Source organism: Candidatus Nanosynbacter sp. HMT-352 (genome assembly GCF_022819365.1).
GTDB lineage: Bacteria > Patescibacteriota > Saccharimonadia > Saccharimonadales > Saccharimonadaceae > Nanosynbacter.
Window position 1 is genome coordinate 135,219 of sequence record NZ_CP089289.1, and the last position, 15,132, is coordinate 150,350.

At 44.6% G+C, this 15,132-nt stretch carries 13 protein-coding genes and 3 tRNA genes; 10 read left to right on the top strand and 6 right to left on the bottom strand.

Going from position 1 to position 15,132, the window contains the following annotated elements; translation table 11 throughout:
• Window position 1: 1 nt before the first annotated feature.
• Both LRM49_RS00735 and LRM49_RS00740 read right to left on the bottom strand, forming a co-directional pair.
• On the bottom strand, window positions 2–724 hold the full coding sequence (locus LRM49_RS00735) for a type 1 glutamine amidotransferase (RefSeq protein ID WP_243777977.1): 723 nt from the start codon (window positions 722–724) through the stop codon (window positions 2–4).
• The gene (locus LRM49_RS00740) at window positions 724–1,986 is read right to left on the bottom strand and encodes a Mur ligase family protein (protein ID WP_243777978.1); all 1,263 of its coding nucleotides are present in this window, start codon (window positions 1,984–1,986) and stop codon (window positions 724–726) included. The genes LRM49_RS00735 and LRM49_RS00740 overlap by 1 nt, the downstream gene beginning before the upstream one ends.
• A 44-nt stretch (window positions 1,987–2,030) precedes the next feature.
• Here LRM49_RS00740 and LRM49_RS00745 point away from each other — a divergent pair, with 44 nt between their 5' ends.
• Together LRM49_RS00745 and LRM49_RS00750 are read left to right on the top strand one after the other, a co-directional pair.
• Window positions 2,031–2,411 carry a hypothetical protein gene (locus tag LRM49_RS00745; protein WP_146475579.1) on the top strand — a complete coding sequence of 127 codons (381 nt, stop codon included), beginning with the start codon at window positions 2,031–2,033 and terminating at the stop codon, window positions 2,409–2,411.
• Window positions 2,402–4,852, top strand: coding sequence for an AAA family ATPase (locus LRM49_RS00750; RefSeq protein WP_243777979.1), 2,451 nt, complete (start codon window positions 2,402–2,404; stop codon window positions 4,850–4,852). Before LRM49_RS00745 ends, LRM49_RS00750 begins: the two co-directional genes overlap by 10 nt.
• Before the next feature lie 67 nt (window positions 4,853–4,919).
• Here the strand turns inward: LRM49_RS00750 and LRM49_RS00755 are convergent.
• A tRNA-Arg gene (locus tag LRM49_RS00755) sits at window positions 4,920–4,996 on the bottom strand.
• 54 nt (window positions 4,997–5,050) lie between these two features.
• On the opposite strand from LRM49_RS00755, the gene murB reads away from it, so the two are divergent.
• From murB to LRM49_RS00785, 6 genes are all read left to right on the top strand, one after another.
• A complete protein-coding gene (murB, locus tag LRM49_RS00760; protein WP_243777980.1) occupies window positions 5,051–6,073 on the top strand; it encodes a UDP-N-acetylmuramate dehydrogenase in 1,023 nt (340 codons plus the stop codon).
• 44 nt (window positions 6,074–6,117) lie between these two features.
• The gene (locus LRM49_RS00765; protein ID WP_243777981.1) at window positions 6,118–6,603 is read left to right on the top strand and encodes a prepilin-type N-terminal cleavage/methylation domain-containing protein; all 486 of its coding nucleotides are present in this window, start codon (window positions 6,118–6,120) and stop codon (window positions 6,601–6,603) included.
• Window positions 6,591–7,055 (top strand): type IV pilus modification PilV family protein, encoded by a 465-nt coding sequence (locus LRM49_RS00770; protein WP_243777982.1) that lies wholly within the window; start codon window positions 6,591–6,593, stop codon window positions 7,053–7,055. The genes LRM49_RS00765 and LRM49_RS00770 overlap by 13 nt, the downstream gene beginning before the upstream one ends.
• A complete protein-coding gene (locus tag LRM49_RS00775; protein ID WP_243777983.1) occupies window positions 7,042–7,887 on the top strand; it encodes a type II secretion system protein in 846 nt (281 codons plus the stop codon). Before LRM49_RS00770 ends, LRM49_RS00775 begins: the two co-directional genes overlap by 14 nt.
• A complete protein-coding gene (locus LRM49_RS00780; RefSeq protein WP_243777984.1) occupies window positions 7,884–9,671 on the top strand; it encodes an RCC1 domain-containing protein in 1,788 nt (595 codons plus the stop codon). Before LRM49_RS00775 ends, LRM49_RS00780 begins: the two co-directional genes overlap by 4 nt.
• A gap of 77 nt (window positions 9,672–9,748) precedes the next feature.
• Window positions 9,749–10,183 carry a prepilin-type N-terminal cleavage/methylation domain-containing protein gene (locus LRM49_RS00785; RefSeq protein WP_243777985.1) on the top strand — a complete coding sequence of 145 codons (435 nt, stop codon included), beginning with the start codon at window positions 9,749–9,751 and terminating at the stop codon, window positions 10,181–10,183.
• A 62-nt stretch (window positions 10,184–10,245) separates the two neighbouring features.
• On the opposite strand, the gene LRM49_RS00790 is transcribed toward LRM49_RS00785, so the two are convergent.
• Window positions 10,246–11,514 carry a serine hydroxymethyltransferase gene (locus LRM49_RS00790; protein ID WP_243777986.1) on the bottom strand — a complete coding sequence of 423 codons (1,269 nt, stop codon included), beginning with the start codon at window positions 11,512–11,514 and terminating at the stop codon, window positions 10,246–10,248.
• Between the two features lie 69 nt (window positions 11,515–11,583).
• Here LRM49_RS00790 and LRM49_RS00795 point away from each other — a divergent pair, with 69 nt between their 5' ends.
• Entirely contained in the window at window positions 11,584–13,104 is a 1,521-nt protein-coding gene (locus LRM49_RS00795) for a helix-turn-helix domain-containing protein (RefSeq protein ID WP_445082942.1), read from the top strand.
• Here LRM49_RS00795 and LRM49_RS00800 read toward each other — a convergent pair.
• Both LRM49_RS00800 and LRM49_RS00805 read right to left on the bottom strand, forming a co-directional pair.
• Window positions 13,094–14,899, bottom strand: a complete 1,806-nt coding sequence (locus LRM49_RS00800) for a glycogen/starch/alpha-glucan phosphorylase (protein ID WP_243777988.1) — start codon at window positions 14,897–14,899, stop codon at window positions 13,094–13,096. The genes LRM49_RS00795 and LRM49_RS00800 overlap by 11 nt on opposite strands.
• A 32-nt stretch (window positions 14,900–14,931) precedes the next feature.
• A tRNA-Gly gene (locus tag LRM49_RS00805) sits at window positions 14,932–15,006 on the bottom strand.
• 43 nt (window positions 15,007–15,049) lie between these two features.
• Here LRM49_RS00805 and LRM49_RS00810 point away from each other — a divergent pair.
• Window positions 15,050–15,126, top strand: a tRNA-Arg gene (locus LRM49_RS00810).
• The last annotated feature ends 6 nt before the right edge of the window (window positions 15,127–15,132 follow it).

A 15,132-nucleotide genomic window follows, 5' to 3' on the forward strand; every position in this document is an offset into this window, starting at 1 on the left:
ATTATCTGGATAATTTTAACGCTATCTCTCTCGCTTTATTCGCTAAAGTATCGTCAATTTTTTCCAGCCCCGAATCTGCGCTTACGCCGCGTCGCTCTAGCGCTTCGCCGATAAGAAAGTCTGCAATCTGCGGGTTTTTAGGTAGAATCGGACCGTGGAGATAAGTGGCGATGATATTGTTGTAGCGAACACCTTCGTTTGCGTCGGTCATATTATTACCGGCACCTTTAATAACTTGCCCAAGAGGTTTGACGGTCTTATCTAAGAAAGTTTGTCCGCTGTGATTTTCGTAGCCAACGATATCTCCAAATTCCTGGCTTCTAATGACAATGTTACCAATCATCCGCTCGTCGCCAGCAATTGTTTCAATCGGCAGAATGTTAGCGCCAACAATTTCCTCACCCTTGAGTGTTCGGAAAAATCGACCAAATAGTTGGTACATTCCGCAAATCATCAACATCGGCACGCCGTCTTTTGCTAATTGCCGCAGTTCATCAGCTCGCGACAGAAGATCATTCTGAATAATCGTCTGCCCAGAATCTTGTCCGCCGCCGCCAACAAAAATATCAATTTTAGAAAAATCCGTTGAATCGCCTGGATTGTGATCGATAATCTCAACTTCAAAGCCGCGTCGTTCTAGTCGTTTTTTCAGGACTAGCGTGTTGCCCCAGTCGCCATAAAGATTCATATCTCGCGGATAAAGTTGCGCAATTGTTATTTTCATTATGATATTTCCTCCACGTCGGTTTTTTCGCTTAGCAGGCGGCGAATTGCTGTCATGGCCGTGTAGCTACAAAAAATCTGTTTTGGCTCATCAGGATTGGTATTAATGAAATCCTCCAGGGCTTTCGAAATATTGGTGTCAATTTTCCCAATTGAAATGTCGTCATATTGAAGTCGCAAAGCCATATCGTAAGCACGCGCACCGCTGATCATTGCTACGTTTTTTAATAGCGAAAAATCGACGTCCCAGAACCAACTTACGTCTCGTCCGTCGGCGTAATTGTCATTAACGGCGATCATCGTAGTGCTATTGTTTTTGGCAAACGACAGAAGTGCTAACCGAAAGCCGCTCGGATTTTTCACTAAAATAAGCTCAATTGGCGTGCCGTTTAGGTAAATTGTTTCACCGCGACCAAACGCCGGTTTTATGTTTTCCAGCGCAGACAAAATCGTATCGGTAATTTCCGGTCCCGCGATTTGTCGAGCCAGGGCAACCGCCGCCGCCGCATTGAGAAGATTATAAACTCCAGTGAGTTGCAGATCTACGTCAATTTCTTTATTGTCAATTTGAAAAGTCGCCTGTTGAGCGTTAATTTTTTTCAATAAAACATCAGCGGCTACGCTTTGATTTGCGACTGCGGTTCCGTATTTTAAAGTGTCGTCCGTTGGCATCAATTGAAGCAGTTCGCTAGTTGTGCCGAAGAAAACTTTTTTAGCCTGAATATTCTCGCTAATCTTAAAAATTCGCGGATCGTCACGATTGAGAACGACAGTGTCGCTGGTGGCTTCAGCTATTTTTTGGAGCAATGCGGCTGTATTGTCAATTTCTCCAAATCTGTCCAATTGATCGCGCATAACATTCAGAAGCAGAGAAAAGCGCGGTCGAACAATCTGCACGAATTTAACCGCCCAAGCTTCGTCCAGTTCCAGAACTGCAATGTCGGCGTCCAGCTTGCCGCGGATATTAACCTCATCAAGTAGCGCCGCTGCCACGCCTCGGGAAAAATTGCTACCAGTGCGATTCGTGAAGACTTTCAGCCCGACTGATTCTAATAGTTCCACGACAATTTTTGTCGTCGTCGTTTTTCCATTCGTTCCGCTGATAATCACCACGCCTTGCGGCAAATCCGCCAGCGTTCTCTGAATAAATTTTGGGTCAATTTTTTCAATCACCAAACCCGGCAAGGCTGAACCGCCACCGCGTAATTTAGCGACTTTCTTGACGCTTTTGCCAATAATAGTACTAATCATCTGTCTTGCCATATTGTCTATTATACTCTGCCGGGTCGATGTGCTACAATATCAATATGTTTTTGGTGGGTATCTTTCAGTGGTGGTATGGCAATGGCTTGTTGCAATATATCCGACAAAGTTTTCTGGGTGTTTTACGAACCGCGGATTTTTTCTCAGTCGGGCTGCTTTTGAAAACTTTATTCAATCCTTTTCGCCAGATTTCAGCCGCTCCGGTTGGCGGCGACTTATCCGTGCAACTATCTGCGTTTTTTGACAAGATGTTCTCGCGAGTAATTGGCGCGGTGGTGCGCTCGATGGTGATAATTATTGGAATATTGATGATATTGCTACGATTTTTGTGGATGATTTTAGGAATTATTATGTGGCTAGCGCTGCCGCTGATGCCGTTTATCGGAATTATTTTATGGCAAATGGGAGTTTCTGTATGGAAATAGAGCCGAGATTTAATTACGACAGTTTACGGTCTCGGAAGGCGCGATTTTCTGTAAGGTTTGGTAATGCTTGGCATGTCGTGGCGATAGCTGTCGGCATTATGATGGTGCTGCTTGGTCTGTGGTCGTTGATCGAACACGGGGCAATCGGCTGGCTATTATTTGGTCTGAGTGGCCCGATGATTATGGTGTCGATTTGGTGGGAGAAAGATCTTAAAACTGCGGAAATTAGTAAAAATCCTAAGACAATTGACGATGTGATGGCGGCGGACGTTTTGGGCAAATTGCCGCGCAGACCGACGCCGATTGATATTGCTGAGGCGATTACAGGCACGCGAGCTGGGCAATTTTTGGCAGTGCGGCTGGGTTTGACGCCGAATTTCTTGCGCAATATTTCCGTCGACGATCCGAATCGAACGGAGCAGATTTGGCAGGCGGCGATTGAAATTTGGCAGAGCACGGAAAGTCCGAAGATTACTAGCGCGGTTCTGGCGGCGGCGATAGTAAAGCAATTGCCACAACACGATTCTTTGCTGGCGAATATGAAGATCGATTTTCATGATATCGAGGAGACTATTCGATGGTACGAGCGAATAAAGGCGCTGATTGACCAATATAAAGAGAAGCCGCTGAATACGGGCGGAATTGCTAGGGATTGGTCTTTTGGCTATACGCCACTGCTGAGTCGATTTGCTCAGAATATTAGCGTCAGTGTATCTGGCGGCGCGTTTACAACTAAGTTGGCTGCGCACGAGGAGGCGCTGGGGCAGATGCTCAAAACGTTTAGTTCTGGCGGTCGGCAGAATATTACGCTGGTCGGAGCTGACGGCGCGGGAAAAAGTACCGTCGTGTCGGCGTTTGCTGAAATGCTAATTGACGGACATCGAGACGTTCCTGGTTCACTGATGTATCAGCAAGTTTTTATGCTGGACGCGTCGTCGTTGATCAGCGTAGCGTCGGGTCGCGGGGAATTGGAAAATCTAGTAACGATGATTTTGAACGAAGCTTTTCTGTCGAAAAACGTGATTTTATGTCTGGACAATGCGCAATTATTCTTCGAAGAAGGCGTTGGTTCGGTTGACTTGAGTAATGTGCTATTGCCAATCCTGGAAGCGGGCAGGCTTAGGACGATTTTAACGATGGACGATCAGCGATTTTTGCAAATTTCCCAGACTAAGCCGCAGCTCGCTCACGCTTTGAATACAATTGCAATTCAGCCGTCAAATGAATCCGAAACTATGAAAATTATGCGCGATCAATTGGTTTTATTTGAGGCGCAGCACAAAGTGACGTATATGTATCAGGCGCTGGCGGAGGCGTATCGTGTTGGTGATCGTTATGTTCAGGATTTGGTAATGCCAGGTAAGGCGTTGAAAATTTTGGAAGCGGCGGCAAGTTATGCGAGTGGCGGGCTAGTGACCGCGCAATCTGTGGACGATGCGATTGAAAAGACTCTTGGTATAAAAATTTCGGTAGCATCTTTGAGTGACGAAAAGGAAAAATTGTTAAACTTGGAGTCGTTAATTCATCAGCGAATGATCAATCAAACGCGAGCCGTGACAGTTGTTTCTGACGCTATTCGCCGCGCGCGCACAGGTGTTAGAAATCAGAATCGACCGATTGGCGCATTCCTGTTTCTTGGTCCGACTGGTGTTGGTAAAACGGAGCTTTCTAAAGCTTTGGCGGATGTTTATTTTGGCGGTGAAGGCAATATGATTCGCTTGGATTTGAACGAATTTGTCAGGCCGGATGACGTGGCTAGGTTGATTGCGGACGGCGCGCGAGATCCAGGGAGTTTGACCGCTCAGGTTCAGAAGCGCCCATTCTCTGTCGTGCTTTTGGACGAAATTGAAAAGGCTCATCCTCAGGTTTTGACGACACTTCTGCAGCTTTTGGATGAAGGAATATTGCGTGATGAAAATAACCGAGAAATTAGTTTTCGCGATACGATTGTAATTGCGACGTCAAATGCTGGCGCGGATAGAATTCGTGAATATATTGAGCGGGGCTATCAATTGGAGCAGTTCGAGCAGACATTTATCAACGAGTTGATTAATGCCAATTTATTCCGCCCAGAATTTTTGAACCGTTTTGATGAAATCGTTTTGTTCCGTCCGCTAGGAAAAGATGAGTTGCTGCAGGTTGTCGATTTGATTTTGGCGGGAGTTAATAAGACTTTGGCGCCGCAAAAAATTCAAGTTGCGGTCGAGGAAGAAGGTAAGAAATTGCTAGTCGAGGCTGGTTATGATCCAAGATTGGGAGCTCGCCCGATGCGTCGCGTTGTCCAGCGAGCTGTCGAGAATACCGTCGCCAAGCAAATGCTGGCGGGAACTGTCGCACCTGGCTCGACTACAGTTATCACCGCTGATCAAATTCGCCAAATTTTAGGTTCGCAATCCGCGCAAATGCCGTCAGGAATTCAGAATCCGCCATTGAATAACTAGCCCAGCCCCTTAACTAGTGTTTTTATGATCATCATAAATAAAAACCCGTCATAATGACGAGCTATTTTGGTACACCCGGCAAGATTCGAACTTGCGACCCCTTGGTTCGAAGCCAAGTACTCTAATCCGCTGAGCTACGGGTGCGTATGAAGTTATTATATCATAGATGACGGCCGAGTAAAATGATATACTATATGCATGGATGTCATGACTAATATATCACTGAAACAATACACAACTATGAAATTGGGAGGTGAGGCTCGCTATATGGCGACAGCAGATTCTGCTGGTGATGTTGTGTCGCTATATCGTAATGCCCGAAAGGAAAATTTGCCGATTTTTGTGTTGGGCGGTGGCAGTAATGTAATTACGCATGACGAGGTTTTTGAAGGAATCGTACTGTTGAATAAGATCAAAGGTTTTGAGGTTATCTCTGAAACCGACGAAACAACTGATGTGAAAATTGGTGCGGGCGAAGTTTGGGATGAGGCTGTTGAGAAGGTTATTGGGCTTGGACTTCAGGGAATTGAAGCTATGTCGGGGATTCCTGGAACGGCTGGAGCTGCGCCAGTCCAGAATGTTGGGGCGTACGGGCAAGAAATTGCCGACACGTTGATTAGTCTGGAAGCTTACGATTCAAAAACCGATACAATCGTAACTATTTCTGCTGATGAATGTGACTTTTCTTATCGAAATAGCATTTTTCGCGACAAGGAAAAAGGGCGATATTGCATTCTGAATATTACTTTGCGACTAAATAAAGCAGAGCCGAAACCGCCGTATTATGCTTCTTTGCAGAGATATATTGACGAGAATGATATTCGTGAGGTCAATTTGTCGGTGATTCGCGTGGCAGTTCTTAATATTCGTTCGGAAAAATTGCCAGACCCAGCTGAACTACCAAGCGCAGGTTCTTTCTTCAAAAATGCGCTGGTTGAAAAGTGGAAATTGGAAGAATTGCAAAGAGAATATAGCGACATTCCAAATTATGCAATGTCTGACGGAAGATATAAAATCCCGACGGGCTGGTTGATAGATAAGGCTGGCTTAAGGGGTTATCGCAGTCACGGCATGCGGGTTTATGAAAAGAACGCGTTGGTGCTCGTGAATGATTCGGCGTCTGGTTATGATGACTTGGCAGCGATTCGCGAGGAAATTGTGCAAATTGTCTTTGACAAGTTCGGTATAAAAATTGAGCAAGAGCCGTTAGAACTTTCCTGATAATAAGCATATGCTTTTTTGTAGATTTGCGCTACAATATTGATATGAATCGTGGGACGGGTGGCTATACGATAATTGAAGTGGCGATAGTAGTGGTGGTTGTTGCAATTTTGGCTAGCATTGCCTTTGTTGGCGGTGGAAGATTTTTGAATTTGACTAGAGATCAGGAGCAAAAAGCTGATGTATCTGAGCTGTCCTTGAGGTTGGAGCGATATTACAAATATAAAAATGTTAGTGCTATCGGACACGAATATCCTTCCTGCGCTGATTTAATTAAGGATTTTTCATCAATTGTAGGAGGTGATTCTCTGAAAAAGGAGATGATCAAGTGTAATCGTAGTGATTGGGCTGGCGGTAGTAATGGTGAGTTATTGTATGAAGCTTCGAATGTGGATGACGGCGATTGCACGAAGCCTGCATCCAGTCCTGTGTCTGATGTTGTAGCGGTAACTTGTGTGAAATATAGCATTATATATAAAGAGTTTTCAACAGGAGTAGAGAAGAAGGTGGATAGTATATGGCGCGACTAGCGGAAAAAAGTGATGGATTTACTATTGTTGAGGTAGCGGTGACGTTGGTTGTAATTAGTATTTTTTTGATTGTTATTTTGAGTATGCAAGCGCAAGTTAGCCAAATATCAGTCATGAATGCCCAGTACAACAAGGCGAGTCTTCTGGCATATAATAATATGCGTCGTTACGCAAATGATTCCGCTCCGTCTTGGTTTAAATGTACAGACCCTCCTCCAATCTTTAGGGCTCCGGGTTCTAGATATAAAGTTGAGGAAAGTGTGGGTAATATTGACGGGTTACCAGGAACGGTTAAGCAGGAAGTATATGCATCAGCGCCATACGGATGTAAGAGTGGAACAGTTAGCCTGGGGATGCCGGTTAAAGTGGAGTCTATCGTAGAGTATGGATTGCCAAGTTCTGGTGTGGGTAGTGGAAAGAAGGTGGTACATGCGACATATGTGGCGTTCTAATGAGGGGGGCTTTACCGTAGTCGAATTGGCAATGGTGATGGTTATCATTGCAATGGTTGTCGGCGTATTTAGTCAGATGTTAATTTCTGCAAACCAAAGTGCGTCTATCAGCAAGGCAAAAGCCGAGATTAGTCGAAATATGCACAATTCCATGGATGCAATTGAAACTGACGTACGTCAAGCTTCGCGCTTTAAGGTGAGCAGTCGCGATGGGGAAGATACTTTTGCTACGGATAAAAATTTCGCTGGCTCGACGCCCAGGGAATGGGGATATAGAAGTAATCCGTATTCAAGTAGCGCCATTACTGACCCCGAAAAGAACTCACTTATATTGCTTCAATATGCTGCAAATATGGGGCGCGGCGCTGATTCTAGGGAGATTGTGTATCTAAGAACTCCGAAGTTTGACTGTGGAGCAAATAAGACTCAGCAGCCGAAGTATAAAAAAATAGTCATATATTTTTTGAAGAATAGAGAGCTGCATCGGCGGACTATCTATAATGATTTAGTTGATTTCTCCAGTTATCCTCCAGCGCCATACTCAGGGTCTGCTGCGGGATATTTCTGTATGAATAGCCTGGATGCTGATAAGTTTAAAGATCGAGCCATGAAGCTTCGTGAAGATTCGATTTTAGCGACTGGAGTTTCGGAATTTAAGATTAATTACTATGATGGAAAAACGCTAATAAGCAAAAATAGCGACGCTCCAGATAGTGATAAGAAATCTCTTGATGGTGCGGATAATGTAGAGGTTACTTTAACGATACAATCACCAAGTAAACAAGTTTCCGATTCTCAAACATTAATGATACGAAAGATAAATAACTTATGATTCAACGAAAAAATGGCTATTCCTTGGTGCTGATTATCCTTATGAGCACTTTTATATTGGCGCTTTTGGCTGGTGCTATGAGGGTTGTGACTCAGTCGTATATTTACTCTCAGGAAGAGTACTATTATAAATTAGCCCAAGAGGCTGGTGAGGCAGGTACGGCTTACGCTAATGCTTGTTTGGATGCTAATGGAGCCGAACAATCATGGAGTTCGGTTCCTGGTGGAATTGGACCGCTTCGTCCAGAAACCAATTGCAAGGGGGCTGTAACTTTTCCTGGTAATAGATATGTATTTGAGAACAGCAAGTTAAGAACGACTTTTGAAGTTGGTGATTTGGAGGCGTCAACTAAAGGTGCGTCGTCTGGTGTGGCTTTGTCGGCTGCTACTGCTCAAATTTCGTCAAAGGGTCGCGTTGAAATAACAAATGGTAGTGGCACAGTCCTAAAAACTTATACTGCTGTTGTAAAAAAATCGGTCACTTGGCCAGCTGACATTGACGCAACGCGCATAGTAAGTGGCACTAATCGTACGTGTGCGATTTTGTCGAATAATGTATGGTGTTGGGGTAAAAATAATATGGGGCAATTGGGTGATGGAACTACTAGCGACTCTAATATTCCAGTGAAAGTTCGTTCTATTGGCGATATGAGGAATGGTGAGATTATCGATATTTTTACAGCACAACATCATAGTTGCGTGTTAACTAAATCAAGTACTGGCAGGAGAATATACTGTTGGGGTGATAATAGGTCTGGGCAACTGGGCAATGGGGATTCTGGCGGCGGTAAATATTCTAGTGTCCCAGTCGAGATTAAGCCACCTACTGGCGCGCTAGCTGCAGATTTTTCTGGAGATAAAATTAGCGCAATTGGAGGGACGGGTAATACTTCATGTGCTATTGCATCAGGTAAGGTGTACTGTTGGGGTGAAAATGACAGGGGGCAGTTGGGCTACGGTAGTCCGGGCAACCCTAAGTTTAGCGCAACACCAGCACGGATTAATTCAGGTGGATTTGATAGGCTCCCTAACAATTATTCTGCCACTAAGCTATCAACTGGCGGATCTCGTTCACGGACTATGTGTGTTATAACTACCGAAAAAAGGGCTTACTGTTGGGGGCAGGCTAAGTTTGGGCAGCTGGGTGTTGGTCCAATAGCTGGCGATAATTATAGTCGAGCTACTCGAGTTAAGGAGCTGGAAAATGTGATTGATATATCTCAGGATGGATATTGGTGGGAAAAAGATCCTGATTATGTAACTCACACCTGCGCTGTCGCTAAGGCAGACACAGACACAGTATACGGAGTATATTGCTGGGGTGGCGCTGGGCGCGGACAGGCTGGATCTCCGGGGAATGGCTCTCCTATTAAAAAGCATATTGAGCCGAAGAAAGTTTCTGACTTACCCGGAACGGCGCTGCAGGTTGAAGTTGGTATTTCTCATTCTTGTGCCTTGATGGACGATGCTGGTACTAAGAAAGTCTATTGTTGGGGAAATAATGAGATGGGGCAATTGGGGGCAAACGAGAAATACCTGGATCCGCCCGACGGAATTAAATGGACATATAAACCTATGCAAGTTAAGGATGGACTGCCTGCGGGAGAGAAGATTGTTAGTTTGTCGGCTGGAGCTAACCGCGGCTGTGTCATTATGGAAAATAAGCGTTCGTACTGTTGGGGGTTAAATAATGAAGGGCAAATCGGTGACGGCACTAATGAAGACAGGAATAGCCCAACAGAGTCTTTATTCCTTCGTCCGGTCCAAAATCGATATATATATTAAAAAACGCTTGCGCTTTTAAAAACGTTGTAGTATTATCAAGTTACAAATCAAACTAACAATTTAGGGGGCACATTATCGTGACTACAAAGAATATCAAAAATCAAGGTTTTACACTAGTTGAGCTTTTGATCGTTATCGTGATCATCGCAATTTTGACAGTTGTTTCTTTGGTTGCATACAACGGTTTGCAAAACCAGGCAAAGACATCTGCTGCTAAATCTGCTGCTGACGCTGTCGCTAAGAAAGCTGAGCTATACAACACAGCTAAGAGTAAGTACCCAACTGGCTTACCGGACTTAACAAACGCTGCTAATTCTGGCGAACCGTATTACTTGGACTCAAGTACAGTTAATGTTGGTACTTTTGCTACTCCTCCTGCTGCTCCTGCAGAGGCTAATACTATTGAGTATGTTCCATGTCCGGCTACGGGTGATGCTACGGGTGCGCACGTTAAGTACTACAATTTCTCAAGTCGTCTAGTAGAAGAGCGAAAAATTGGTACTGGCTGTTAATTAGCTAAGTATATAAATAAAAACTCCGGCATTATACCGGAGTTTTTATGTGCGGGTTTACATTAAATATCTCGTAGAGTATGGCAGAATTCTACGACTTCTTTACGGAGCTCAGCCAACTCATCGTCATTATCGCGATTATCTATTGACCGCCTCATCCATTCCGCGATTTTTTCCATGTCGTCTTCTTTGGCGCCTCGCGTCGTGACGGCTGGAGTGCCTAGACGAATGCCGCTTGGCCTAAACCTTGGCAGAGGGTCGTCTGGAATCGCATTGGCATTCAGTGTCAGACCGATTTTATCCATGGCGATTTCCGCTTCCTTGCCGTCAATACCGAAACTGCTGTGAATATCTGCCAGAATTAAATGGTTGCTGGTGCCGCCAGTTACTAACTTAAAGCCGCGCTTTTGCAACTCTTCCGCCAGTCTTTTTGCATTCTTCACGATTTGCTCGGCGTAATCTTTGAATTCTGGCTGTAAAGCTTCACCGAACGCTACGGCTTTTGCGGCGATGGTGTGCATGTGCGGTCCGCCTTGCGTGCCAGGGAATACCGCTCGATCAATCAACGTAGGCAAATTTTCGAGAGTTTTCTCTGGTTTTTTCAATGGATTACCAACTATTCCTCGACTAAGAATCAGCCCGCCTCGTGGCCCACGCAGAGTTTTATGAGTTGTTGTGGTAATTACATGAAAGCCATAGTCGAATGGGTTTTTGGCGACGCCACTAACAATTAGCCCCGCAATATGGCTCATATCTGCCATTAACATAGCGCCGACCTCATTGCCAATTTCGGCAAATTTTTCATAATCCAACTCTCGTGGATATGCCGAAAATCCCGCCAAAATGATCTTTGGTTTGTGCTTTAAGGCTAATTGACGAATTTCTTCATAATCAATTTCGCCAGTGTCGATATTTTTTATGCCATAGCGAATGAAGTTGTATTCTCTGGCACTACGAGTAACCGGGGCGCCGTGAGTAAGATGTCCGCCGTGAGCCAAATCCATAGCCAGAATAGTGTCGCCGGGTTCGCACCAAGCGTAATAAACAGCCTCATTAGCCTGCGCTCCAGAATGCGGCTGGACGTTAGCGTGATCTGCTTTGAAAAGTTTCTTAGCGCGGTCAATTGCCAACTGCTCGACTTGATCGGTGTTTTCTTGTCCGCCGTAATAACGTCGACCAGGGTAGCCTTCTGAATATTTATTAGTGAAAACACTACCGAGCGCCTGAAGCACGTCTGACGAAACGTAATTCTCGCTAGGAATCAGTTCCAGGCCGTCCGTTTGGCGCTTTTTTTCTGCTTTTATAAGTTCTTCAATTTGCTTGTCTTTCATGACTAAACCTCCATTAATACTTATTATATCATTGCTTATATATATCATTAGTGATATAATTTACGCATGATAAAAGACAAGTATCTTCAAAAAATTGGCAATTTAATCGCTGAAAATCGTCAAAAGCAAGGTTTAACACAGACGCAATTAGCTGAGGCGATTGGCACGTCGCAAAGTGCTATTAACCGCATTGAAAACGGGGGTCAGAATATTAGCATTGAGATGATTGCTCGAATTAGTGAAGTGCTTAATAACAATATTGTGACTGTAAATCATTCCGGAAAAATGAATTTTAAGGTAACTGGCGGCAAAAAATTGTCTGGTGAGATACAAGTTAAGACTAGCAAGAACGCCGCAGTGGGCCTTCTCTGTGCGAGTTTGTTGAATAAGGGGAAAACGACGCTCAGGAAAGTGGCGCGAATTGAGGAGGTTAATCGAATTATCGAGGTTCTGAACTCGATTGGTGTTAAAACTCGCTGGTTGGACGGTAGTGATCTTGAGATCGTGCCGCCAGCGCGCTTGAAGCTTGAAGATATGGATATTGCTGCGGCGAAGAGAACTAGGACGGTAATTATGTTCCTTGGTCCGCTACTGCATCAATATGACGATTTCAAATTGCCGTTTGCTGGCGGCTGTAATTTAGGGAAGCGCACGGTCGAGCCGCATCTTAGTGGTTTGAGGCATTTTGGAATGAACGTTACGGCGGAAACTGATTATTATCACGCAAAAACTGATGTCAATTCTGGTGATCGAACGATTTTGTTGACGGAGCGCGGCGATACGGTGACGGAAAATATAATTATGGCTGCGGCGTTGTCACCAAACACTACCATCATCCGCAATGCTAGCCCAAATTATATGGTTCAAGACGTCTGTTTCTTCTTGAAAAAATTGGGTGTGAAAATTGAGGGAATTGGTACGACAACCTTGAAAATTACGGGTCGTAAACGAATTAGTAAAAATCTGGACTATTATCCGAGCGAAGATCCGATTGAAGCGATGAGTTTTATTGCGGCGGCTGCAGTGACGGATTCGGAAATTACCGTTCGTCGTGCGCCGATTGAATTCTTGGAAATTGAACTAGCGACATTGGCGGAAATGGGTCTTAAATTTGAACTCAGCAAGGAGTATTTTGCTAATAACGGGCAAACTCGTTTGGTTGATATTAAATTGCAACGCTCCAAACTCCAGGCTGCCAAGGATAAACTTCACGCCTTGCCGTTTCCTGGAATCAATATGGACAATTTGCCGTTCTTGGGGCTTATCGCGACGGTGGCCGAGGGGCGCACGTTGGTTCACGACTGGAGTTACGAAAACCGAGCAATTTACTTTACAGAGCTGAGTAAGCTTAATGCTCAAATTGAGCTGGTTGATCCACACCGTGTTTATATCACTGGTCCAACAAGGTGGAAGCCGGCTGACGTTGTTGCTCCGCCAGCGCTCCGTCCGTCCGTTGTGATACTTTTGGCAATGCTTGCCGCTCCAGGCATATCAATTTTGCGCGATGTATATTCGATTAATCGCGGATACGAGGAATTGGCGGCGCGCTTAAATTCGCTAGGTGCTGAGATTGAAGTGATTATTGAATAGGAATTCGCTTGATCTGCGGTTCTTTTTTAGGTTGGATTTGCGGTTTTGGAAAAATAAATTTGAGATAATCTTTCATCATTCGGGCGCCAGAAATAATTGGCAAATAGTTGCTTAATTGGTGGCGGATATGCTTTTCTAGCAATTGGTCATTTTTCAAAATAGCGGCAGCTTTGTGCATATTAACGTACAGGGATGAAACTTCGGCTTCGTAGTTTCTACCGGTAACCTCGAGGCAGGCAATTGGCTGGACGTCGGCAACACCGCCGTCGCTGGTGGAGATGAGGAGTTTCAAATTGGCGACGTCTTTCTCCCATGAAGTACCGCACGCTTCTAATCCGACAATAGGAATGTTTATCGAGGCATCCGAACCGATTGCCAACGCTCGTCCCAACTCTTCGTCGTAATCTTGTATGTAATGAACACGCTCCTTGAGGACTGGATCGTTGTCGATCAATTTTAATACCTCGAGCAATTTCTGATACATTGTCACGTCGCCTTGGTGAACTTTTCCTGTCAGAATATAATGCGCGTTGTGGCTAATGAGAATTTGGCGCAATGAATCTGGGTTTTCAAACGGCATATAAGGTCGTTTGTAATTGGCGAATCTTCGCTTGAAGTCGAATAATATTGCATTTTCTGGGATTTGTATGGATTTTCCGTACTGATCTTGGCGATTCAATAGGACTCGATTCAATTCCTTTCGACCGAGCTTTTTCAAATACCTCAAATCCGCGCTACTCAGCGAGTCTAATTTTTCAGAAAAATCATTTGTGGGCAATCCAAATTTATCAATAATGCCGTGATTGCGATATGTTTGCAACGTTTCAGGCAGCACCCACGTTTCAAGATCTATTCCATTGGTAATGGCTTGAAATTTGACTTTGTCGTTGTTGCGGTCGCGGAAATTTGCTACACGGGCGTGTAGTTTACTTACGCCATTCTTTGCTTCAGTAAGCTCAATTGCCAAAAGATTCGGCCTCAGTCTGTCATTACGGAATTGCTCCATTAGCCAGCAACGTACGGCGTTGCTCTTTATATTTGGCAGAACTAATTTTTCAAATTGCGCACGATGAAATTCCGGTTCGGCCGCTTGAAGAAGCGTGTGGTTCGTGTAAAGTGTGTGCTTGCGAACGTAAACGATGGCCTCGTATAAATTCATTCCGTTAGCGCACAGCTCGTCTAGTCGTGCCAACGCAGCAAAAATCGTTGCAGTCTCATTAAGTTGAATAACAGCCGGCTTAATACCGAGGAGTTTTAATGCTTTATAGCCGCCAAATCCCAGCGCTACTTCTTGGTATAATCTATGGTCGCCAGATCCGTCGCCTTCGTACAATTGTCCAAAGTTCGGTTCTGAAATTGTAACAAATTGCGTTGAACCGAGCGTCTTCTTGAAAATGCTTAAGCTTGCATCTGGGAATCCGTTTGAACTTACGAAAACTTCGTCAATATATTCAAATCCGTAATCTTGAGGTGAAACGGATTCTGAAAACTCTTCTTGCGCGAGGTTGGTGATTTTCTGGTGTGATTCGCTACGATAAAACGGCGTCACTACTACGAATGGAACTTCCAATTTTTCAGCTACACGTCGCGTGTCCGCCGCTAAAACTCCAAGCCCGCCGCCACCTTTAATGCCATTGGACTTATCATAAATTTCCATTGTCCAATAGACATATGGTCGGTTTTCGGACAATTGATGCGTTAAGCTGCTTCGTTCAATTACATCATAAAATTCGGACGCATCTTCAATGTCATGCGGTTGGTATTTTGGCTTTTCTGTATAAATATATGGATCCATCGATGCCCTTTATGGATTGAAATTGTCTAACTTGGTGCGGGTGGGGAGAATCGAACTCCCATCTCAAGTTTGGAAAACTTGCATACTAACCGCTGTACTACACCCGCAAGCTTTTACTATTGTAGCAGAAAGATGTTATAATGTGAATACGCCCTGATAGCTCAGTTGGATAGAGCAGAGGACTTCTAAGCCTAAGGTCGTAGGTTCGAATCCTACTCGGGGCGCCATTTCAT

Excerpts from the sequence above, each read along its gene's own strand:
- LRM49_RS00735 (WP_243777977.1), bottom strand. The coding sequence starts at position 724 with ATGAAAATAACAATTGCGCAACTTTATCCGCGAGATATGAATCTTTAT.
- LRM49_RS00740 (WP_243777978.1), bottom strand. The coding sequence starts at position 1,986 with ATGGCAAGACAGATGATTAGTACTATTATTGGCAAAAGCGTCAAGAAA.
- LRM49_RS00745 (WP_146475579.1), top strand. The coding sequence starts at position 2,031 with ATGTTTTTGGTGGGTATCTTTCAGTGGTGGTATGGCAATGGCTTGTTG.
- LRM49_RS00750 (WP_243777979.1), top strand. The coding sequence starts at position 2,402 with ATGGAAATAGAGCCGAGATTTAATTACGACAGTTTACGGTCTCGGAAG.
- murB (WP_243777980.1), top strand. The coding sequence starts at position 5,051 with ATGGATGTCATGACTAATATATCACTGAAACAATACACAACTATGAAA.
- LRM49_RS00765 (WP_243777981.1), top strand. The coding sequence starts at position 6,118 with ATGAATCGTGGGACGGGTGGCTATACGATAATTGAAGTGGCGATAGTA.
- LRM49_RS00770 (WP_243777982.1), top strand. The coding sequence starts at position 6,591 with ATGGCGCGACTAGCGGAAAAAAGTGATGGATTTACTATTGTTGAGGTA.
- LRM49_RS00775 (WP_243777983.1), top strand. The coding sequence starts at position 7,042 with ATGTGGCGTTCTAATGAGGGGGGCTTTACCGTAGTCGAATTGGCAATG.
- LRM49_RS00780 (WP_243777984.1), top strand. The coding sequence starts at position 7,884 with ATGATTCAACGAAAAAATGGCTATTCCTTGGTGCTGATTATCCTTATG.
- LRM49_RS00790 (WP_243777986.1), bottom strand. The coding sequence starts at position 11,514 with ATGAAAGACAAGCAAATTGAAGAACTTATAAAAGCAGAAAAAAAGCGC.
- LRM49_RS00800 (WP_243777988.1), bottom strand. The coding sequence starts at position 14,899 with ATGGATCCATATATTTATACAGAAAAGCCAAAATACCAACCGCATGAC.